General features: G+C 68.1%; 18 protein-coding genes. 10 read left to right on the top strand and 8 right to left on the bottom strand.

The window, feature by feature from the left end; genetic code table 11:
* Positions 1-2 precede the first annotated feature (2 nt).
* Positions 3-1,271, top strand: a complete 1,269-nt coding sequence (gene coaBC / locus ACNQS7_RS06495; RefSeq protein WP_418011919.1) for a bifunctional phosphopantothenoylcysteine decarboxylase/phosphopantothenate--cysteine ligase CoaBC — start codon at positions 3-5, stop codon at positions 1,269-1,271.
* A gap of 140 nt (positions 1,272-1,411) precedes the next feature.
* Positions 1,412-2,623 (top strand): methionine adenosyltransferase, encoded by a 1,212-nt coding sequence (gene metK, locus ACNQS7_RS06490; protein ID WP_418011918.1) that lies wholly within the window; start codon positions 1,412-1,414, stop codon positions 2,621-2,623.
* Between the two features lie 94 nt (positions 2,624-2,717).
* On the opposite strand, the gene ACNQS7_RS06485 is transcribed toward metK, so the two are convergent.
* The 4 genes from ACNQS7_RS06485 to ACNQS7_RS06470 form a co-directional block, all read right to left on the bottom strand.
* Entirely contained in the window at positions 2,718-3,284 is a 567-nt protein-coding gene (locus tag ACNQS7_RS06485) for a pyridoxamine 5'-phosphate oxidase family protein (protein WP_418011917.1), read from the bottom strand.
* 115 nt (positions 3,285-3,399) lie between these two features.
* Positions 3,400-4,893 carry a flavin-containing monooxygenase gene (locus ACNQS7_RS06480; protein ID WP_418011916.1) on the bottom strand — a complete coding sequence of 498 codons (1,494 nt, stop codon included), beginning with the start codon at positions 4,891-4,893 and terminating at the stop codon, positions 3,400-3,402.
* Complete coding sequence (locus ACNQS7_RS06475) at positions 4,890-5,852, bottom strand: alpha/beta hydrolase (protein WP_418011915.1); 963 nt, start codon at positions 5,850-5,852, stop codon at positions 4,890-4,892. Before ACNQS7_RS06475 ends, ACNQS7_RS06480 begins: the two co-directional genes overlap by 4 nt.
* A 25-nt stretch (positions 5,853-5,877) precedes the next feature.
* On the bottom strand, positions 5,878-6,843 hold the full coding sequence (locus ACNQS7_RS06470) for an alpha/beta hydrolase (protein ID WP_418011914.1): 966 nt from the start codon (positions 6,841-6,843) through the stop codon (positions 5,878-5,880).
* Between ACNQS7_RS06470 and ACNQS7_RS06465 the strand changes: the two genes are divergently transcribed.
* The 3 genes from ACNQS7_RS06465 to ACNQS7_RS06455 all read left to right on the top strand — a co-directional run bounded on the left by ACNQS7_RS06465 (position 6,842) and on the right by ACNQS7_RS06455 (position 10,280).
* The gene (locus ACNQS7_RS06465; RefSeq protein ID WP_418011913.1) at positions 6,842-7,567 is read left to right on the top strand and encodes a lysoplasmalogenase; all 726 of its coding nucleotides are present in this window, start codon (positions 6,842-6,844) and stop codon (positions 7,565-7,567) included. The genes ACNQS7_RS06470 and ACNQS7_RS06465 overlap by 2 nt on opposite strands.
* Positions 7,568-7,614: 47 nt before the next feature.
* On the top strand, positions 7,615-9,630 hold the full coding sequence (locus tag ACNQS7_RS06460) for a primosomal protein N' (protein ID WP_418011911.1): 2,016 nt from the start codon (positions 7,615-7,617) through the stop codon (positions 9,628-9,630).
* Positions 9,631-9,800: 170 nt separating this feature from the next.
* Complete coding sequence (locus ACNQS7_RS06455) at positions 9,801-10,280, top strand: MarR family transcriptional regulator (protein ID WP_418011910.1); 480 nt, start codon at positions 9,801-9,803, stop codon at positions 10,278-10,280.
* Between the two features lie 20 nt (positions 10,281-10,300).
* Here ACNQS7_RS06455 and ACNQS7_RS06450 read toward each other — a convergent pair whose 3' ends face one another.
* Complete coding sequence (locus tag ACNQS7_RS06450; RefSeq protein ID WP_418011909.1) at positions 10,301-11,125, bottom strand: class I SAM-dependent methyltransferase; 825 nt, start codon at positions 11,123-11,125, stop codon at positions 10,301-10,303.
* A gap of 140 nt (positions 11,126-11,265) precedes the next feature.
* Between ACNQS7_RS06450 and fmt the strand changes: the two genes are divergently transcribed.
* The 4 genes from fmt to ribD are packed head-to-tail and all read left to right on the top strand — an operon-like array spanning position 11,266 to position 15,341.
* Positions 11,266-12,198 carry a methionyl-tRNA formyltransferase gene (gene fmt, locus ACNQS7_RS06445; RefSeq protein WP_418011908.1) on the top strand — a complete coding sequence of 311 codons (933 nt, stop codon included), beginning with the start codon at positions 11,266-11,268 and terminating at the stop codon, positions 12,196-12,198.
* Complete coding sequence (locus ACNQS7_RS06440) at positions 12,195-13,610, top strand: RsmB/NOP family class I SAM-dependent RNA methyltransferase (protein ID WP_418011907.1); 1,416 nt, start codon at positions 12,195-12,197, stop codon at positions 13,608-13,610. The genes fmt and ACNQS7_RS06440 overlap by 4 nt, the downstream gene beginning before the upstream one ends.
* Before the next feature lies 1 nt (position 13,611).
* Positions 13,612-14,313 carry a ribulose-phosphate 3-epimerase gene (gene rpe / locus ACNQS7_RS06435; RefSeq protein WP_418015912.1) on the top strand — a complete coding sequence of 234 codons (702 nt, stop codon included), beginning with the start codon at positions 13,612-13,614 and terminating at the stop codon, positions 14,311-14,313.
* Positions 14,314-14,324: 11 nt separating this feature from the next.
* Positions 14,325-15,341, top strand: a complete 1,017-nt coding sequence (ribD, locus tag ACNQS7_RS06430) for a bifunctional diaminohydroxyphosphoribosylaminopyrimidine deaminase/5-amino-6-(5-phosphoribosylamino)uracil reductase RibD (protein WP_418015911.1) — start codon at positions 14,325-14,327, stop codon at positions 15,339-15,341.
* On the opposite strand, the gene ACNQS7_RS06425 is transcribed toward ribD, so the two are convergent.
* Together ACNQS7_RS06425 and ACNQS7_RS06420 are read right to left on the bottom strand one after the other, a co-directional pair.
* On the bottom strand, positions 15,322-16,944 hold the full coding sequence (locus tag ACNQS7_RS06425) for an MFS transporter (RefSeq protein ID WP_418011906.1): 1,623 nt from the start codon (positions 16,942-16,944) through the stop codon (positions 15,322-15,324). The two genes, ribD and ACNQS7_RS06425, sit on opposite strands and share 20 nt — an antisense overlap.
* A 5-nt stretch (positions 16,945-16,949) precedes the next feature.
* Positions 16,950-17,669 carry an LppX_LprAFG lipoprotein gene (locus tag ACNQS7_RS06420; protein ID WP_418011905.1) on the bottom strand — a complete coding sequence of 240 codons (720 nt, stop codon included), beginning with the start codon at positions 17,667-17,669 and terminating at the stop codon, positions 16,950-16,952.
* A 75-nt stretch (positions 17,670-17,744) separates the two neighbouring features.
* Here ACNQS7_RS06420 and ACNQS7_RS06415 point away from each other — a divergent pair, with 75 nt between their 5' ends.
* On the top strand, positions 17,745-18,356 hold the full coding sequence (locus ACNQS7_RS06415; protein WP_055579543.1) for a riboflavin synthase: 612 nt from the start codon (positions 17,745-17,747) through the stop codon (positions 18,354-18,356).
* Between the two features lie 41 nt (positions 18,357-18,397).
* On the opposite strand, the gene ACNQS7_RS06410 is transcribed toward ACNQS7_RS06415, so the two are convergent.
* Positions 18,398-19,561 carry an NDMA-dependent alcohol dehydrogenase gene (locus ACNQS7_RS06410; protein WP_418011904.1) on the bottom strand — a complete coding sequence of 388 codons (1,164 nt, stop codon included), beginning with the start codon at positions 19,559-19,561 and terminating at the stop codon, positions 18,398-18,400.
* Positions 19,562-19,577: the final 16 nt, after the last annotated feature.

Raw genomic sequence — 19,577 nt, 5'->3', positions numbered from 1 at the left:
CCGTGGACAGTGAGCGCAGCAAGCGGATCATCGTCGGCGTTTCCGGCGGTATCGCGGCCTATAAGGCCTGCACGGTTGTCCGTCAGCTCACTGAAGCCGGCCACCGCGTCCGGGTGATACCCACTGAGTCGGCCCTGCGCTTCGTGGGCGCCGCGACCTTCGAGGCGCTCTCCGGAGAGCCGGTGCGCACCGGGGTATTCCAGGACGTTCCCGAGGTGCCCCACGTCCGGCTCGGCCAGCATGCCGATCTGGTCGTGGTCGCCCCGGCGACCGCCGATCTGCTCGCCAGAGCGGTGGCCGGTCGGGCCGACGACCTGCTGACCGGGACGCTGCTCACCGCCCGCTGCCCGGTGATGTTCGCGCCGGCGATGCACACCGAGATGTGGTTGCACCCGGCCACCGTCGACAATGTCGCCACCCTGCGCCGCCGCGGCGCGGTGGTGCTGGAACCCGCCTCGGGCCGCCTCACCGGCGCCGACAGCGGCGCCGGGCGCCTGCCTGAGGCGGAGGAGATCACCACTCTGGCCCATTTGCTATTGGAGCGCCACGACGCGTTGCCCTACGACCTCGCCGGCTGCAAGGTGCTGGTGACGGCCGGCGGCACCCGCGAGGCGATCGATCCGGTGCGCTTCATCGGCAACCGCAGCTCCGGCAAGCAGGGGTATGCCGTGGCCCGGGTCGCCGCCCAGCGCGGCGCCGAGGTCACGCTCATCGCGGGGCACACCGCGGGACTCATCGACCCCGCCGGGGTGAATGTGGTTCACGTCAGCTCCGCCGAGCAACTCGGCAGTGCGGTATCCAAGCATGCCCCGGAAGCCAACGTGCTGGTGATGGCGGCGGCGGTGGCCGACTTCCGGCCCACCCAGGTTGCCACCGCCAAGATCAAAAAGAGCCCGGACAGCCAGCAGGGGCCCGCTCCCATCGAACTTGTCCGCAACGACGACGTGCTGGCCGGCGCGGTGCAGGCCCGCTCACACGGTCAGCTGCCCAACATGCGCGCCATCGTCGGGTTCGCGGCCGAGACCGGTGACGCCAACGGTGACGTGCTCTTTCACGCCCGCGCCAAGCTGCGGCGCAAGGGCTGCGATCTGCTGGTCGTCAACGCCGTCGGTGACGGCAGGGCGTTCGAAGTGGACAGCAACGACGGCTGGCTGCTGGCCGCCGACGGCACCGAGTCGGCGCTGCAGCACGGCTCAAAGACTTTGATGGCGAGCCGTATCGTTGATGCGATCGCCACGTTCCTGCACGGGGACGTCGCCGAAGACAGATAACGTGCGCCGGGCAGCGTGGCCCGTCGGGTAACCTCCGAGAATTTGCAGACTGGCCGTCGGGTCCGGTTTGCTTGATGGCAGTGAAAAATAATTCGCCTAACTAACAGTTGGGCGGGCATGGACTGGAAGGACGTACCAGGGTGAGCGAGAAGGGTCGGCTATTTACCAGCGAGTCGGTGACCGAGGGGCATCCAGACAAGATCTGTGACGCGATCAGTGACTCGGTCCTCGACGCGCTGCTGGCGAGCGACCCGCGCTCCCGTGTGGCGGTCGAGACGTTGGTGACCACCGGGCAGGTGCACGTGGTGGGCGAGGTGACGACGTCGGCGAAAGAGGCGTTCGCCGACATCACCAACACGGTGCGCGCACGGATCCTCGACATCGGCTACGACTCTTCGGAGAAGGGCTTCGACGGCGCGTCCTGCGGCGTCAACATCGGCATCGGCGCGCAATCCCCGGACATCGCCCAGGGCGTCGACACCGCCCACGAGGCCCGGGTCGAGGGCGCGGCGGACCCGCTGGACTCCCAGGGCGCCGGCGACCAGGGCTTGATGTTCGGGTACGCGATCAACGACACCCCGGAGCTGATGCCCCTGCCCATCGCGCTGGCTCACCGGCTGTCGCGGAAGCTGACCGAGGTCCGCAAGAACGGCACGCTGGACTACCTGCGGCCGGACGGCAAGACCCAGGTGACCATCGCCTACGAGGACAACGTCCCCGTGCGGCTGGACACCGTGGTGGTCTCCACCCAGCACGCCGACGGCATCGACCTGGAGAACACGCTCGACCCCGACATCCGCCGGCACGTGCTGCAGACGGTGCTGGAGGAGCTGGGTCACGAGACGCTGGACTCGTCGTCGACGCGGGTGCTGGTGAACCCGACCGGCAAGTTCGTCCTGGGCGGGCCGATGGGTGACGCCGGCCTGACCGGCCGCAAGATCATCGTCGACACCTACGGCGGCTGGGCCCGGCACGGAGGCGGCGCGTTCTCCGGCAAGGACCCGTCCAAGGTGGACCGGTCGGCCGCGTACGCCATGCGCTGGGTGGCCAAGAACGTCGTTGCGGCCGGGCTGGCGGAGCGCGTCGAGGTCCAGGTGGCCTACGCCATCGGCAAGGCCGCCCCGGTGGGGCTGTTCATCGAGACGTTCGGCACCGAGGCCGTCGACCCGGTCAAGATCGAGAAGATCATCCCCGAGGTGTTCGACCTGCGGCCCGGCGCGATCATCCGCGACCTGGACCTGCTGCGCCCGATCTACGCGCCTACCGCTGCCTACGGGCACTTCGGCCGGACGGACATCGAGCTCCCCTGGGAGCAGCTGGACAAGGTCGACGACCTCAAGCGCGCGATCTAGCGTTCCCCGCGAGCAGACGCAAACTCGCACTGCGCGGCTTCGCCGCGCGCGAGTTTGCGTCTGCTCGCGCGCGGGGCGTGCCCCAGTTCGCGTACTAACGGGGCGGCAGCGGGTGGTCCGGGTCCAGCCCGGTCAGGCCGTCGATGCTGTGCTGATTGCGCCCGATCGTGCCGGCGTAGGCCTCGTGCGGCTGCTTGCTGTGATAGTTGTCCAGCACCGGACGCTCGTCGACCAGTTCGTAGTAGGGCACCGCGAACCCGCACGCGTCCGCGATCCGTTCCACATCGACGACGATGGCCGCCCGCACGCCCGCCCGCAGCTCCCCGAAATGGGCTCGCACACGGCCGAATTCGTCCTCATCGGGGCGCAGCACCCGGCCCGTGCCGAACAGTCGCAGAATGCGCGAGTTTCGGGTGAACGAGCAGAACATCAGCGTGATGCGGCCGTTGTCCCGCAGGTGCGCAATGGTTTCCACGCCGCTGCCGAACAGGTCGAGGTAGGCGACCGTGTGGTCGTCGAGCACCGCAAACGTGTCGGCGTATCCCTTGGGGGACAGATTGATTCGGCCGCCCTCGGTGGGAGCGGTGGCGACGAAGAACATCGCCTGTTCGTCGGTGAACGCCCGCAGCGAGTCGTCGAGATGGGAGAACACTTTCGCCATGGTCTGAGCCTAGCGGCAGGTGGGTGACGGCCGACGGCACCGTCGAAACTGAAACCAGGCACACCTCGCACGGCGTGTCGTGTGCCCAGGTTAAGTGTCGCGAACGCCGGGCGGACTACCCCGTGTACCGGTAGTCGTCTAAGTCGAAATGCCTGCTGCGCCAGTATGCTTCGACGGTCGTCGTAGGCCGCAGCGGGACGTCGCCGTTCTTGTCGAAGTAGTAGCTGTTGGCCAGCCGGCAGCTGTCCTGCCAGAACACCTGACGGTAGCGGCGGCGCATCATCTCGGCGAAATAGCGATCGTTGGCCTCCTCGGTGACCTCCACCCGCGTCGCACCCTCTGCGCGCGCCCGCTTCAGGCAACGCAGGATGTGGTGTGTCTGGGTCTCGATCAATGCGAAGTAGGACGACCCGACGTAGCCGTAGGGCCCGAACACCGCGAAGAAGTTGGGGAAGCCTGGAATGCTGACTCCCTCATAGGCCTGCGTGCGACGTTCGTCCCAGAACCGGCTCAACGACTGCCCGCCGACGCCGGACACCGCATAGGTCAGCACGTCGTCGCTGTCGAGCACCTTGAAGCCGGTGGCCAGGATCAGGACGTCGACGTCGAAATGGGTCCCGTCATCCGTCGCGACCGATGACGGCGTGATCTTCTCGATCGGCCTGGTGACCAGCCGAACGTTGTCCCGGTTGAACGTGGACAGGTAGGTGTTGTGGAATCCCGGCCGCTTGCAGCCCACCGCGTACTGCGGCGTGAGTTGCTCGCGCACGTCAGGGTCCTTGACCTCTTGGCGCAGATAGCGCCGTCCCGCCGCAGCCATCCACTTGGCCAGCGGAAACACCTTGAAATAGTGCGCCGAGATCGGGAAGGTCGCTTCGACGAAAGCCTGGCTGAGCATTCGCTGCACCGCTTTGCCGCCGGGAATCCGCATTGCCCAGCGCGCGGCCGCCGGCAGCGGAACGTCGAACTTCGGGAAGCACCAGATGGGCGTGCGCTGAAAGACGGTGAGGCTCGAGACCGTCGGCGCGATCTCCGGGATGATCTGGACGGCTGAGGCGCCGGTGCCGATGATCCCGACCCGCTTGCCGGTCAGATCCTGCGTGTGGTCCCAGCGCGCCGTGTGCATGGTGATGCCGTCGAACGAGTCGACTCCGTCGATGTCGGGCAACTTCGGCACCGTCAGGACGCCGCTGGCGCTGATGATGTAGCGAGCCGTGATTTCGCCGCCCGGGTCGGTCTGTACCCGCCACAGACCCCGCTGCTCGTCGAACTCGGCCGCGATCACTTTGGTGTTGAAGCGAATCCGCGACCGGATCCCGTACTTCTCCACGCAGTGTTCGGCGTACGCCCGCAACTCCCGGCCGGGGGCGTAGGTGCGCGACCAGTCCGGGCTCTGCTCGAAGGAGAACTGGTAGGAGAACGACGGAATATCCACGGCGATACCGGGATAGGTGTTCCAGTACCAAGTTCCACCGACGCCATCACCGGCTTCGACGATCAGATAGTCGGAGAAGCCGGCCTCGTCGAGCTTGATGGCGGCGCCGATGCCGGAGAACCCGGCGCCGACGATCAGGACTTCGTGGTCGGGAGCGGTCTCGGCGCGGCTCACGGGTACAACGCCTTCTTCAGCGCGGTGAGACCGCGGTTGGTCGCCTCCGCGGCGGCCGGCACCACCAGGCCGAAACTGACGTACCCGTGCACCATGTTCGGCTCGTTGACAAGTTCCACCGGAACGCCTGCCTCGCTCAGCAATTCCGCATATCGCGCACCGTCGTCGCGCAGCGGATCGTGGTGGGCCGTGCCGATGAACGCCGGCGGCAGGCCGGCCAGAACTCCGTTACCCGGCGCCAGGTTGACCGGGAGGGCGGTGTGGTCGCTGACGTCGAGATGGGGGACGTACCAGTTCAAGAACGCGTCGATGACGTCGTCGTCGAGGATGTGCGCGTTGGCGTTCTCGATGAATGACGGCAGGGTTCGGTCACCGATGCACGACGGGTACCACAACAGCTGGAAAACCACCGACGGCGCGTCGTGGTCACGGGCCAAGTGCGCCATGATCGCCGAGAGGTTGCCACCGGCGGAATCGCCGGCGACGGCGATCCGGGACGGGTCACCGCCCAGTTCGGCGGCGTTTTCCCCGACCCAGCGCAATGCCGCCCAGCTGTCCTCGACCGCTGCCGGGTGAGGGTGCTCAGGGGCAAGCCGGTAATCCACTGACACCACGATGGCGTCCGCACCCACGGCATGGGCGCGCGCGACATGGTCGTGGGTGTCCAGGTCACCGAGCGCCCAGCCGCCGCCGTGATAGAAGACGACCACCGGCAGGTTGTCCTGCGCGGCGGTGGGCGGCCAGTAGATCCGTACCGGAATGTCGGCGTGCTCGCCGTAGCCGATCGTGCGGTCCTCGATCCTCAGATCCGGCAGCAACTCCGGCGGCGCCTTCAACGCGGCCAGCTGGGCGCGGGCAACCTCGACACCGTCGGACGCTTTGAAGGTCATGGGAACCGCGTCGAGCAGCATCTTCAGCAGCGGATCGATTTCCGGTCGGGCATCGGTGGGGTCCGTCATGGAACTAGGGTATGCACGCTGGCAACTATCCGTGCAGCGCAACGCGCAGTGCGGCCAGGCCCCGGTCCATCGCTTCGGTGGCAGCCGGTACCACCCCGGCATAGCCGACGTAGCCGTGCACCATGGTCTCGGCGTTGTGCACCTCGGTGGGGACACCGGCGCCGGCCAGCAGTTCGCCGTACTTGATGCCGTCGTCGCGCAGCGGGTCGAAGCCCGCTACGGCGATATAAGCGGCCGGCAGCTCAGCGAAGTTATCCGCCCGTCCCGGAGCCATGGCGGCCGGTGGGTTGGCCATGTCTGCTTCGCCCGCATACCAGCGGGAGAAGTCGGCGATGGCCTTGGCGTCCAGGATGAGCGCGTTGGCGTTCTCGGTGAAAGACGGCAGCGACGCGTCCCACATCGTGGATGGGTACCACAGCAGCTGGAACGCCAGGGCCGGTGCGCCTTCGTCACGCGCCCGTTGGGCCACCGCCGCCGCGATGGTGCCGCCCGCCGAGTCGCCGGCGACGGCGATCCGGCTGGGGTCGGCGCCGATCTCGGACCCGAACTCGGCCACCCATTTCGTTGCGGCCCAGGCATCCTCGACGGCGGCGGGGTAAGGATGCTCCGGTGCCAGGCGGTAGTCGACGGATACGACGATCGCGTCGGCCCCCACCGCGTGCTGGCGCGAGGTGCCGTCGTGGGTGTCCAGGTCGCCCATCACGAAGCCGCCGCCGTGGAAGAACAGGACCACCGGCGCAACGGATGTCGTTGGCGGCCAATATATTCTGACGTCGATGGGTCCGCTGGGCCCGTCGATCGCACGGTCTTCGACGCGCAGTTCGGGGTGTAACGCGCGACGCGGCAGGTCGCGGAGTCGCTGTCGCACGGCATCGATTCCGTCGTCGGTTGATAGCCGGAACGGAACCGCATCCAGTACCTTCAGCAGGATGGGATCGACTCCGGGTTTCTCGTTACCCCGAAGCAAGGCGGCGTCGTCGAAATTCGGCATGGACGTACCGTACGCATCCCGTCTGATGGTCGGCGGCTGGGTGGCGGCCTGCTGGGCGGGAATCGCCTACGGCGTCTACTTGACGGTCATCGCGCTGCGTCTGCCGCCCGGCAGCGAACTCACCGGACACTGGATCCTGCAGCCGCCGTTCAAGGCGTCGATGGCGCTGCTGCTGATGGTCGCCGCGTTCGTGCATCCCGTCACCCGCGAGCGGCGCTGGCTGGTGCCGGCGCTGCTCTTCTCCGCCGGGGGTGACTGGTTGCTGGCGATCCCGTGGTGGACCATGTCGTTCGTCCTGGGACTCGGGTCATTTCTGTTGGCGCACATCTGTTTTCTTGGTGCGCTGGTGCCTCACATCGCAGCGACCCGGCAACGGTTCGCGGCCGCCGCGGTCATGGTACTGGCCTCGGTGTCGATGCTGATCTGGTTCTGGCCCCATCTGAACAACGGCAAGGAGAACCTGACCCTGCCGGTGACGGTCTACATCACCGTGCTGTCGGCGATGGTGTGCACGGCGCTGCTGGCCAAGCTGCCCACCATCTGGACCGCCGTGGGAGCGGTGTGCTTCGCGGCCTCGGATTCGATGATCGCCATCAGCCGGTTCATCCTGGGCAACGAGGCGCTGGCGGTGCCGATCTGGTGGTCGTATGCAGCCGCCGAGATCCTGATCACCGCCGGCTTCTTCTTCGGTCGCACCGACGTTGCCGCGTCCGCCGAGAGCTAGTTGTCGCTGCCCGCAGTTACGGTGGTCCTACCGTGACAAGAAAGAGCATGTCTGACAACGCAATTCGGCATACCGCCGGCGCGGTGGCCGAAGTGGAGCCGATCGCCCGGGTGCTGCCGATGCTGTCGGTGCCGCATCTCGATCGCGAATTCGACTACCTGGTGGCACCCGATCAGTCCGACGACGCGCAGCCCGGGGTGCGGGTCCGGGTGCGTTTCCACGGTCGGCTGGTCGACGCGTTCGTCCTGGAGCGGCGTAACGACACCGATCATCAGGGGAAGCTCGGCTGGCTGGACCGGGTGGTGTCCGCCGAACCTGTCCTCACTCCGGAGATCCGGCGACTCGTCGAAGCGGTCGCGGCCCGCTACGCCGGCACCAGGCCGGACGTGTTGCGCCTGGCGGTGCCGGCCCGGCATGCCAGGGTCGAAAAAGAGCTCACCGCGGTCCCGGCCCTGCCGGTGGTGCAACCGGTAGACCCTGCCGGCTGGCAGAGCTACGGTCGCGGTGGTCAGTTCCTGGATGCGCTGGCGCAGTCCCGCGCCGCCCGCGCGGTGTGGCAGGCGTTGCCGGGGGAGCAGTGGGCGGAGCGGTTCGCCGAGGCGGCCGCCCAGACCGTGGCGGCCGGTCACTCGGCGCTGGCGATCGTGCCCGATCAGCGTGATCTCGATACGTTGTGGCACGCGGCGGTGGGACTGATCGACGAGACCAGCGTGGTGGCGCTGTCGGCCGGACTCGGCCCGGCGGCGCGGTACCGGCGGTGGCTGGCCGCGCTGCGCGGTAGCGCACGCGTGGTGATCGGTACCCGCAGTGCGGTGTTTGCGCCGGTCAGCGATCTGGGTCTGGTCATGGTGTGGTCTGATGCCGACGACAGTCTGGCCGAACCGCGGGCGCCTTATCCCCATGCCCGCGAGGTGGCGATGCTGCGCGCCCATCAGGCGCGTTGCGCTGCGCTGATCGGCGGCTACTCTCGCACGGCCGAGGCGCAGGCGCTGGTTCGCAGCGGGTGGGCTCAGGACGTCATCGCGGCCCGGCCGGTGGTGCGCGCCCGCACGCCGCGAGTGGTGGCGCTGGACGACAGCGGATATGCCGACGAGCGCGACCCGGCCGCGCACAGCGCACGCCTGCCGTCCATCGCGCTGCGTGCCGCCCGGTCCGCACTGGACACCGGGGCGCCGGTGCTGGTCCAGGTGCCGCGGCGCGGCTATGTGCCGTCGCTGGCGTGTGGTCGCTGCCGGGCTATCGCACGTTGCCGGCACTGCACCGGCCCACTGGCGCTGACCGATCGCGGCGGCGCTGCGATGTGCCGGTGGTGTGGCCGGGTTGACCCGGCGCTGCGCTGCGCCCGTTGCGGGTCGGATGCGATTCGCGCCGTGGTGGTCGGCGCCCGGCGCACGGCCGAGGAACTCGGCCGGGCCTTCCCCGGCACGCCGGTGGTGACCTCGGCGGGCGACGTCATCGTGTCGCAGGTGCCCGCACGTCCAGCGCTGGTGGTCGCCACGCCCGGCGCCGAACCGTGTGCCGCGGGCGGCTACGGTGCCGCGTTGCTGCTGGACACCTGGGCGCTGCTGGGACGGCAGGACCTGCGTGCTGCCGAGGACGCGTTATGGCGGTGGATGAACGCCGCTGCCCTGGTACGGCCGCGCGGTGACGGCGGGGTGGTCACGGTGGTCGCAGAGTCGGCGCTTCCGACGGTGCAGTCGCTGATCCGCTGGGACCCGGTCGGTCACGCCGACGCCGAGCTCGCCGCGCGAGCCGAGGTGGGTCTGCCGCCGAGCGTGCACATCGCCGCCCTGGACGGCACCGCCGAGGCGGTGGCCGCCCTGCTCGAGGAGGCGCGGTTACCCGAGCATGCGGAGTTGCTGGGCCCGGTGGAGCTACCGGCGGGAGCTCGCCGCCCGGCGGGCATCGCGGCCGACGCGGCGGTCACCAGGATGCTGGTGCGGGTCCACCGTGCGGACGGACTGCGGCTGGCGGCGGCGCTGCGCGGCGCCGTCGGGGTGCTCAGCGCGCGCCAGGCCCATGATCCGGTTAGGGTCCAGATCGACCCGCTGCACATCGGCTGACCCTCACCGACCCACGGTCGGTCAGCCGAGTGGTTGTTGCCCCTGCCGGCCGGCCTCCGGCAAATAAAATCCGGTGGCAATTATGTGGCCAGGCAATAATCAATCTATTCGATAATAGGAGGCTGTTACAATTTCGTTGCCCTAACTAGGCACCGGGGAAGGGGGCTTCGATGGCAACAGAGAACACGACGGCCGAGTCGCTGGACATGATCACCGACGCGTTGTTGACAGCGTCCCGGCTGTTGGTCGGCATTTCGGCGAATTCTATTGCGGCAGTGGACGACACCATCACCATCCCGCAGTTCCGCACGTTGGTCATCCTGTCCAATCGCGGTCCGGTGAATCTGGCGACGCTGGCGACTTCGTTGGGTGTGCAGCCCTCGGCCACCGGTCGCATGGTCGACCGCCTGGTCGGGGCCGGTTTGATCGACCGCCTGCCGCACCCGACGTCGCGTCGGGAACTGCTTGCATCTCTGACCAAGCGGGGTCGTGAAGTGGTTTCGAAGGTGACCGCCAACCGGCGGAGCGAGATCGCCCGCATCGTGGAGAAGATGCCGGCGGCGGAGCGCCACGGGCTGGTCCGGGCGCTGACCGCGTTCACCGCCGCCGGCGGCGAACCCGACGCTCACGTCGACTTTCACGAACTGTAAGCGCCGGGTCGCTCCGGCTTTCAGCGCTTATCTGCGGTGAGCAGCAGATACTCCCACTCCATAACGCCGTTCGTCAGATATTCGTCGGCAAGCTCGACGAGTTGAGTGTCGAGTTCGTCGGCCAGCACCTTGTTCCCGCCGATGTTCTGGTAGGCCTCGATGGTCGGGCCATAGTTGTATTTGAAGTAGTCGTGAACGGCTTCGGCCGTGTCGAAGCGGGTCACCTCGAGCAGTCCGCGGCCGCTGTCGACTCCGATCACGCGACTTCCCAGCATGCCGGCGATGTAAGCCTCACGTCCCCACAACGCCGACGGCGGCAACGCAGACGACAGGCTGGGCCGGTACGGCCGGATGGTCGCCAGCATGCGGCCGAAAAAGCCTTCGTGTGTCCAGCTGATCAGGCCGATCGTCCCGCCCCGCCGGCACACCCGGACGAGTTCGTCGGCGGCACGCTGGTGGTCGGGCGCGAACATCACCCCGATTGCCGATATCACCGCGTCGAACGTGTTGTCGGCGAACGGAAGTGCCTGGGCGTTCGCCTCCTGGTAGTCCAGTCTCAGGCCTTCCGCGACCGCGCGCTTCCGGGAACGCTGCAGCAGCTCCGGGGTGAGGTCGGTGGACGTGACGGTGGCGCCGGTCCTGGCCGCGGGCAGGGAAATGTTGCCGGACCCGGCTGCGACGTCAAGCACCCGGACGCCCGGTCCGATACCGGCGGCGGCCACCAGCAGCGGACCCAGCGGCGCCATCACCTCCTCGGCCATCAGGGCGTAGTCGCCGAGGGCCCACATGGCCCGGTGTGCGGCTTCGAGCGCGCCATCGGCGCGAATGGAGGTGTCAATCGTCATAGAAGTTCTCCTTGCAGAGAGATCAAAGTGCGGCTTTGTGTCGTACGGACACAGTATGCATAGGCAAGTTTGTAGGTTCCTGTGACTTCGCTGTCGGGCTGTAGGGCGGCCCCGATCAGTCAGGTTCATAGACTGTCCCGGTGCGCATCGTCTTCGCCGGTACCCCCGACCCCGCGTTGCCCGCTCTGCGTCGCCTTATCGACTCGCCCCGCCACGAGGTGATCGCGGTCTTGACCCGTCCCGACGCGGCATCCGGGCGGCGCGGTACACCCGAGCCGTCGCCGGTGGCGCGAGAGGCGCTGGATCGGGGCATTCCGGTGTTGCGCCCGGCGCGACCCAACTCGCCGGAGTTCGTGGCCGAACTGGCGGCACTGTCCCCGCAATGTTGCGCGGTGGTGGCCTACGGCGCGCTACTCGGTGATGCGCTGCTCGCAGTACCCCAGCACGGGTGGGTGAACCTGCATTTCTCGCTGCTGCCCGCCTGGCGCGGCGCGGCGCCGGTGCAGGCCGCGATCGCGGCGGGCGACACAGTCACCGGTGCCACCACCTTCCAGATCGAGCCCAGCCTGGACTCCGGGCCGGTGTACGGCATCGTCACCGAGACCATCCGGCCGACCGACACGGCCGGCGACCTGCTGGCGCGACTCGCCGTTTCGGGCGCGGAGCTATTGGCGGGCACCTTGGACGGAATCGCCGATCAGGCGCTGACGCCGCGCCCGCAACCCGCCGACGGGGTCAGCCTGGCGCCCAAGATCACCGTCGAGCAGGCCCGGGTGCGCTGGGACCTGCCGGCGCAGGTGGTCGAGCGGAGGATCCGCGCCGTCACGCCCAACCCGGGCGCCTGGACCCTCATCGGGGACATCCGGGTGAAAGTCGGCCCGGTACAACTGGATTCGGCTGCCCCCGCATCGTTGGAACCCGGTGCGATTCAGGTCGACCGCAAGAGCGTGTGGGTCGGCACCGCTTCGCAACCGGTCCGGCTGGGTCAGATACAGCCGCCCGGGAAGAAGCCGATGAACGCCGCCGACTGGGCGCGGGGTGCTCGGCTCGATCCAGAGATCCGGGCCTCATGACCCAGGGCCGGCCCTACCGCAAGCGTCCCGACCGCAAACCACAGAAGCCGCCGCACCGTCCGCGCCGCAAGCCCCTGGACCCCGCGCGCCGCGCGGCGTTCGACGCGCTGCGCGCGGTCAGCGAGCGCAACGCCTACGCGAACCTGGTGCTACCCGCGCTGCTGCGCGAGCGCGGGATCACCGGCCGCGACGCCGCGTTCGCCACCGAACTCACCTATGGAACATGCCGCAGTGCCGGCTTGTTGGACGCGATCATCGCCGCCGCCGCCGGCCGGGCGCTGGACACCATCGATCCGGTCCTGCTCGACCTGCTGCGACTGGGTGCCTATCAGCTGTTGCGCACCCGGGTGGACGCGCACGCCGCGGTTTCCACCACCGTCGACCAGGCCGGCATCGAATTCGATTCGGCGCGAGCCGGTTTCGTCAACGGTGTGCTGCGCACCATCTCCGGCCGAGACGAGCAGTCCTGGGTGCAGGAACTGGCCCCCCGCAACGACCCGGTCGGCCACTCGGCATTCGTGCACGCTCACCCACGCTGGATCGCTCAGGCCTTCGCCGACGCGCTGGGCACCGCGGCCGGCGAGCTGGACGCGGTGCTGGCCAGCGACGACGAACGGCCCCTGGTGCACCTGGCGGCCCGGCCCGGGGTGCTGACGGCTGCCGAGCTCGCCGAGAGCGTGCACGGCACCGTCGGGCAGTACTCGCCCTACGCGGTGTATCTGTCCGGCGGTGACCCCGGTCAGCTCGAGCCCGTTCGCGAAGCCCGGGCGCTGGTGCAGGACGAGGGCAGCCAGTTGGTGGCACGGGCGCTGACACTGGCTCCGGTCGACGGCGACAACGGGCGCTGGCTGGACCTGTGCGCCGGACCCGGCGGCAAGACCGCGCTCCTGGCCGCCCTCGGCGCCCAGTCGGGAGCCGCCGTGACGGCGGTGGAACCCGCCGGGCACCGGGCGGACCTGGTGGTGGAGAACACCCGCGGGCTGCCGGTCGAGGTGCTGCGGGTGGACGGTCGGGAATCCGGCCTGGCCCCGGGTTTCGACCGCGTTCTGGTCGACGTGCCGTGTACCGGGCTGGGTGCGCTGCGCCGCAGGCCAGAAGCGCGCTGGCGGCGCCAGCCGTCCGACGTGCCGGCCCTGGCCCGGTTGCAGCGCGAACTGCTGGGTGCCGCGATCAAGCTCACCCGCCCCGGTGGGGTGGTGCTGTACGCGACCTGTTCACCGCACCTCGCCGAGACGGTGGGAGTGGTCGCCGACGCGCTGCGCCGTCACCCGGTGGAGGCCATGGACACCCGGCCGCTGTTCGAACCGGTGCAGGGGTTGGGTGAGGGGCCGTACGTGCAGCTGTGGCCGCACCGGCACGGCACCGACGCCATGTTCGCGGCTGCCCTGCGCCGGCTTCCGGACGGTCAGTAGTCTGTCGCACATGCCTGGTACGGGGGGTCCGCTGATAGCGCCGTCGATCCTGGCGGCTGACTTCGCTCGGCTCGCCGACGAAGCCGCCGCGGTGCACGGCGCCGACTGGCTGCACGTCGACGTGATGGACGGCCACTTCGTGCCGAACCTGACGATCGGTCTGCCCGTGGTGGAGAGCCTGCTTGCGGCCACCAGCATCCCGATGGACTGCCATCTGATGATCGACAACCCGGACCGCTGGGCGCCGCCTTACGCCGAAGCCGGCGCCTACAACGTCACCTTCCACGCCGAGGCCACCGACAACCCGGTCGGGGTCGCCCGCGACATCCGCGCCGCCGGCGCGAAGGCCGGAATCAGTGTCAAGCCTGGTACCGAACTCGAGCCGTACCTGGAAATCCTGCCCCAGTTCGACACGCTGCTGATCATGTCCGTCGAACCGGGTTTCGGCGGCCAGAGCTTCATCCCGGAGGTGCTGAGCAAGGTGCGTACGGTACGCAAGCTGGTCGACGCGGGGGAGCTGACGATCCTCGTCGAGATCGACGGCGGCATCAATGAAGACACCATCGAGCAGGCCGCCGAAGCCGGTGTCGACTGCTTCGTGGCGGGGTCTTCGGTCTACGGCGCGCAGGATCCGGCCGCCGCCGTCGAAGCGCTGCGACGACAGGCCGCCGCCGCGTCGCGCCACCTGGGGGACCGGTCGTGACCGGCCCCAACGTGCCTGAGCAGGTCAAGAGCATCGAAGAGGCCATGAAGCTGGCCATCGAGCACTCGTATCAGGTCAAGGGCACCACGTATCCGAACCCGCCGGTGGGTGCCGTGATCGTGGACCAGGAAGGCCGCGTCGTCGGTGTCGGCGCCACCCAACCCGCCGGCGGGGACCACGCCGAGGTCGTGGCGTTGCGCCGGGCCGGCGGTCTGGCCGCCGGCGGTATCGCGGTGATCACCATGGAGCCGTGCAATCACTACGGCAAGACGCCGCCCTGCGTCAACGCCCTCATCGAAGCGCGGGTGGGGACGGTGATCTACGCGCTCAACGACCCGAACGGCATCGCCGGCGGCGGGGCCGGCCGACTGAACGCGGCCGGTGTGCAGGTGCGGTCGGGCATCCTGGCCGACCAGGTCGCGGCCGGACCGCTGCGGGAGTGGCTGCACAAGCAGCGCACCGGTTATCCGCACGTGACGTGGAAGTACGCGACCAGCATCGACGGCCGCAGCGCGGCGGCGGACGGATCCAGCCAGTGGATCTCCAGCGAGGCCGCCCGCGCTGACCTGCATCGTCGCCGCGCGATCGCGGACGCGATCGTGGTCGGCACCGGAACCGTTCTCGCCGACAATCCCACGCTGACCGCCCGGCTCCCCGACGGTTCGCTGTCGCCGCAGCAGCCGCTGCGGGTGGTGGTGGGCAAGCGCGAAGTCCCGCCCGAAGCCAACGTGCTTAACGACGACTCACGCACCATGGTGATCCGCACCCACGAACCCGTAGAGGTGCTCCGGGCGCTGGCGGACCGCACCGACGTGCTGCTGGAAGGCGGCCCCACGCTGGCCGGGGCGTTCCTGCGCGCCGGGGCGATCAACCGGATCCTGGCCTACGTGGCGCCCATCCTGCTGGGTGGTCCGGTGACCGCCGTCGACGACGTCGGCGTGTCCAGCATGTCGCACGCGTTGCGCTGGCAGTTCGACAGCGTGGAGCAGGTCGGACCGGACCTGCTGCTCAGCCTGGTGGCTCGCTAGCGGCCTCGACCTGCGGCTCGACCGCCGGTTGCTCGGCCACCTCCGGCTCGTCGGCGTGCTCGCTACGCCCACCGATCAGCAGCCCGAGCAACGCGCCCACCACACAGATGACCACGGTGACTTTGAAGATGTCGCCGTACATCAGCGCGAACGCCTGCAGGTACTGGTGTCCTTGAATGGTCACCCGTTCCAGCACGCTGGCGTCCGGGGGAATGGTCGCCGAGAGGTGCGCCAGGTTCTGGTTGAACCGGTACAGCCCCCAGGCGCTCAACGCCGCCACGCCGATCAGCATGCCGGTCATCCGGGCGACCACGACGGCGGCCGAGGCGATGCCGTGCTGGGCCGCGGGCACCACGCGCAGCGCCGCCGACGACAGCGGTCCGATCACCAGACCGAGCCCGATGCCGGCCACCAGCAGGTCGGTGTGCACCGCCGGCAGCATCAAACCAAGGATGTCGTGCTTGCGCTGCATCAGGTCGCCGCGCCAGAACGAGATCAGCCAGTAGCCGGCGCCCGCGATGAGCATTCCGACGAAGGCCACGACGCGGTCGCCGGCCCGGGTGGCGATCCACCCGCCGAGCACCGCGCCGATCGGCAGCGCGATCAGGAACCACAACAGCAGGCCCGCCGCCTGGTTCTGGTCCATCTGCAGCACGCCCTGGCCGAACAACTCGACATTCACCAGCGTCACCATCAGGGCCGCGCCGGCGCAGACCGAGGTGCCCAGGGCGGACAGGAACGGACGGAAATGCACGCCGGCGGGTTCGATGAGCCGGGTGCGTGCGAAGCGCTCCCAGGCGAAGAACGCGAGCGCTGCGACGGCCGCGCCGATCACCAGGGGCAGCCCGTAGCTCGGCAGTACCTGCTTGCCGTCGGGGTTGGGGTTGTACAGACCGATCACGGCCAGGCCCAACGCGAGGGCCAGCAGCAGACCGCCGGTGATATCGATCTTCTCGGGGGATTCGCTGCGGTCGTGTGAGGGCAGGCTGAAGTGGATCATCACCATGGCGATCAGGGTCAACGGGACGTTGATCCAGAACACGTGGCGCCAGTCGTGGAACAGAAAGACAATGAAAATGCCGTACAGCGGGCCGAGCACGCTGCCCAGTTCCTGTGCGGCGCCGATGCCGCCGAGGACCCCGGCGCGGTTGCGCTCCGACCACAGGTCGGCGCCCAGCGCCAGCGTCACCGGCAACAGGGCGCCGCTGGCGATGCCCTGGATGGTGCGGCCCACGATCAGCACGTGGAATGCCCGGTTCGGGTCCGGGGACAGCAGGATGTAGTCGCCGGCCTCGATCGTCCAATTGCCGATCTGCACCGACAGCGCGGTGACCACCGAGCCGACGATGAACATGAGCAGGCTGGCCTGCAGCACGAACTTGCGCCCGAACCGGTCGGAGGCGCGGCCCAGCAGCGGCATCGCGGCGATGTACCCCAGCAGGTACATCGTGACGATCCAGGTGATCCGCTGCAGCTGGTTCACCGGGATGCCGACACTGCTCATGATGTCGCGCATGATCGTGACCACGACATAGGTGTCGAGGGCACCGAGCAGCACCGCCAGGCTGCCCGCGCTGATTGCGATTCGACGTCCCGCTTGCATGGCCATCAGCTCAGCGGGGGCTTGGTGACCTGGACCTGCTGGCCCCAGTTGGACAAGGTCATCTGCACGGAGTTGCCGGTACCGCGCTCCAGCTTCGCCTGCACCAGCTGGTGATCGCCGCCGTCCTGGATCCAGATGGTCGTCGGCACCGGATCGGATGCGCTGAAGGGCGGTGCGATCGCGTTGACCGCCTGGGCCGTGGTCTTGCCGGTGATCCTGACGGTGTTCTGGCCGTTGATGTTCTCGCGCCCGTCGGCCTTGGCCTCGCTGAAGTTGGCCAGCACGTTGGCCACGCCTTTGTCGGTGCTCAGGATCTGCGACGGGTCATAGACGTCAGAGGCCTTGCCGAAGTCGCTCCACTTGTTCGGGGTGAGCGTGGCGTACAGGATTCCGTCGATCACCACGAAGTCCGCGTCGATGTCGGAGCCGGCGAATGTCAGCTTGACGTTGCCCTTGGCGGCGGTGGGCTCGGTGTTGAGGTCACCGGTCAGCGTCTTGATGGACAGACCGGGGATCTTGCCGTTCACGGTCAAGACGATGTGCGCGCTCTTGACGGCCTTGCTGGCTTCGGTGGCCTGGGTGACCAGCGTCTGGGTGGCCTTTTCGTCCGGAAGTGGCCCGCCGCTGTCCTTCTTTTTGATCGAGCAACCTGCGGCGAACGTGATCGCGACGACCAGCGCAGCCAGGACAGCCAGAAGGCGGCGGGATTTTTGCATACCCTGCATCGTAGAGGGTGCCCATGACCCGGCCGGGGAACCAGGCGGGTGCAGGGGCGTCAGGACACTCATTAACCTGGTGCGATGTTCACGGGAATTGTCGAGGAACTCGGAGAGGTGACCGGGCGCGACGCGCTGGTCGACGCCTCCCGACTGATCATCCGCGGTCCGACGGTCACCTCCGACGCCGGCCACGGGGACTCGATCGCCGTCAACGGGGTCTGTCTGACGGTCGTCGACGTATTGCCGGACGGCCAGTTCAGCGCCGACGTGATGGCCGAGACACTCAACCGTTCGAACCTGGGTGACCTGCGGCCGGGGAGCCGGGTGAACCTGGAGCGCGCCGCCGCCATCAACAGCCGGCTGGGCGGGCACATCGTGCAGGGCCATGTGGACGGCACCGGGGAGATCGTCGCGCGCACCCCCTCCGAGCACTGGGAGGTGGTGCGTGTTGAGATGCCCGCCTCGGTGGCGCGTTACGTCGTGGAGAAGGGTTCGATCACCGTTGACGGGATTTCGCTGACCGTTTCCGGTCTGGGCGCCGAGCCCCGGGACTGGTTCGAGGTTTCGCTGATTCCGACGACGCGCGAGCTGACCACGCTGGGTTCCGCCCCGGTGGGCACCCAGGTGAATCTCGAGGTGGATGTGATCGCGAAGTACGTGGAACGCTTGTTGGGAGCTGACCGAAGTATCTGACGGCGGGGCTTCACCAGCGGCGTAGGCCACCGGGGCCGACCTCAGCCGAATGCGATGACGCCACGAATGTTCTTGCCTGCCCGCAGATCTCTCATCGCTTCGTTGATCTCGTCGAGCTTGTATCTCTGCGTCACCAATTCGTCGAGTTTGATGAGGCCGGACTCGTACATCGACAGCAGCCTCGGCATGGCTTCGCGTGGATTCATCTCGCCGTAGAGGGCGCCCTTGAGGGTCTTGCAGGAACTGACCATGTCGCCGAGTATCAGCGGCACCATCATGTCGGTGATCTTGGCCATACCAGTCAGCACACAGGTTCCGCCTTTGCGCAACAACATCATTCCCATCAGCACCATGTCCACGGGCACCACCCCGGGCGTGAGAATAACTCGGTCGGCCATTACGCCCCACGTGATCTCCTTGACCAGTTCCAGCGCGGCGCCGGTGTCGACAGCGGTGTGCGTGGCGCCGAAGACCGGTGCCATCTGACGTTTGAACTCGTTCGGGTCGACGGCGACGATGTGCCTGGCGCCCGCGACCTTCGCGCCCTGCACAGCGTTCATGCCGATCCCACCGACGCCGATCACCACGACGGTGTCGCCTGCTTCGGTACCCGCAGCGACTGAGCCGGATCCGAATCCCGTTGTCACACCGCAAGACACCAGCGACGCGGCTTCCAGCGAAATCCAGTCGTGCACCTTGACCAGGGAGCGCTCGGAGGCGACCACGAACTCCGAGAACGTGCCGACCTGCATCATCGCCATCAGGTCTTCCCCGTCGAGATGGCGGCGGCGCGTCTTGTCAGTCGTCATCGCCTTGTCGTAGATGTCGGCGCCTATGTCGCACAGATAGGCGTGTCCGGTAGTGCACCACCGGCAGTTGCCGCAGGCGGGGAAGAACGAGATCGCCACGTGGTCACCGGGTTTCAAGGTCTTCACCTCCGGCCCGACCGCCTCGACGACACCCGAGCCCTCGTGACCGCCCAGCATGGGAAACCATTCGGGTACCGGAACACCCGATGCCCTCATCATCTCTTCCATTTCTGAGGTCGGCACGCTGTCACCGCTGTGAAAGTGCTCGTCGGAATGGCAGATTCCCGCGTAGGCCATTTTCACCAGAACCTCACCCGCGTGCGGTGGGTCAAGCTCGACGTCGGCTACTTCCCAGTCCAGTCCCACTCCGCGCAACACCGCTGCCCTGGACTTCATCGGCTCTCCTTTGTGA

The sequence above is a fragment of the Mycobacterium sp. 23 genome, assembly GCF_048287075.1.
In the GTDB taxonomy this organism is placed as follows: Bacteria; Actinomycetota; Actinomycetes; order Mycobacteriales; family Mycobacteriaceae; genus Mycobacterium; species Mycobacterium gordonae_B.
Note: the sequence above shows the minus strand (reverse complement) of the source record. Positions and strands in the feature narration are given on the sequence as shown.

What these genes read in the sequence shown, in the direction of transcription:
- ACNQS7_RS06485 (WP_418011917.1), bottom strand. Translation starts at nt 3,284, where the DNA reads ATGGCGAAAGTGTTCTCCCATCTCGACGACTCGCTGCGGGCGTTCACC.
- ACNQS7_RS06475 (WP_418011915.1), bottom strand. Translation starts at nt 5,852, where the DNA reads ATGACGGACCCCACCGATGCCCGACCGGAAATCGATCCGCTGCTGAAG.
- ACNQS7_RS06465 (WP_418011913.1), top strand. Translation starts at nt 6,842, where the DNA reads ATGGACGTACCGTACGCATCCCGTCTGATGGTCGGCGGCTGGGTGGCG.
- ACNQS7_RS06470 (WP_418011914.1), bottom strand. Translation starts at nt 6,843, where the DNA reads ATGCCGAATTTCGACGACGCCGCCTTGCTTCGGGGTAACGAGAAACCC.
- ACNQS7_RS06460 (WP_418011911.1), top strand. Translation starts at nt 7,615, where the DNA reads ATGTCTGACAACGCAATTCGGCATACCGCCGGCGCGGTGGCCGAAGTG.
- ACNQS7_RS06455 (WP_418011910.1), top strand. Translation starts at nt 9,801, where the DNA reads ATGGCAACAGAGAACACGACGGCCGAGTCGCTGGACATGATCACCGAC.
- ACNQS7_RS06450 (WP_418011909.1), bottom strand. Translation starts at nt 11,125, where the DNA reads ATGACGATTGACACCTCCATTCGCGCCGATGGCGCGCTCGAAGCCGCA.
- ACNQS7_RS06440 (WP_418011907.1), top strand. Translation starts at nt 12,195, where the DNA reads ATGACCCAGGGCCGGCCCTACCGCAAGCGTCCCGACCGCAAACCACAG.
- ACNQS7_RS06425 (WP_418011906.1), bottom strand. Translation starts at nt 16,944, where the DNA reads ATGCAAGCGGGACGTCGAATCGCAATCAGCGCGGGCAGCCTGGCGGTG.
- ACNQS7_RS06420 (WP_418011905.1), bottom strand. Translation starts at nt 17,669, where the DNA reads ATGCAGGGTATGCAAAAATCCCGCCGCCTTCTGGCTGTCCTGGCTGCG.
- ACNQS7_RS06415 (WP_055579543.1), top strand. Translation starts at nt 17,745, where the DNA reads ATGTTCACGGGAATTGTCGAGGAACTCGGAGAGGTGACCGGGCGCGAC.
- ACNQS7_RS06410 (WP_418011904.1), bottom strand. Translation starts at nt 19,561, where the DNA reads ATGAAGTCCAGGGCAGCGGTGTTGCGCGGAGTGGGACTGGACTGGGAA.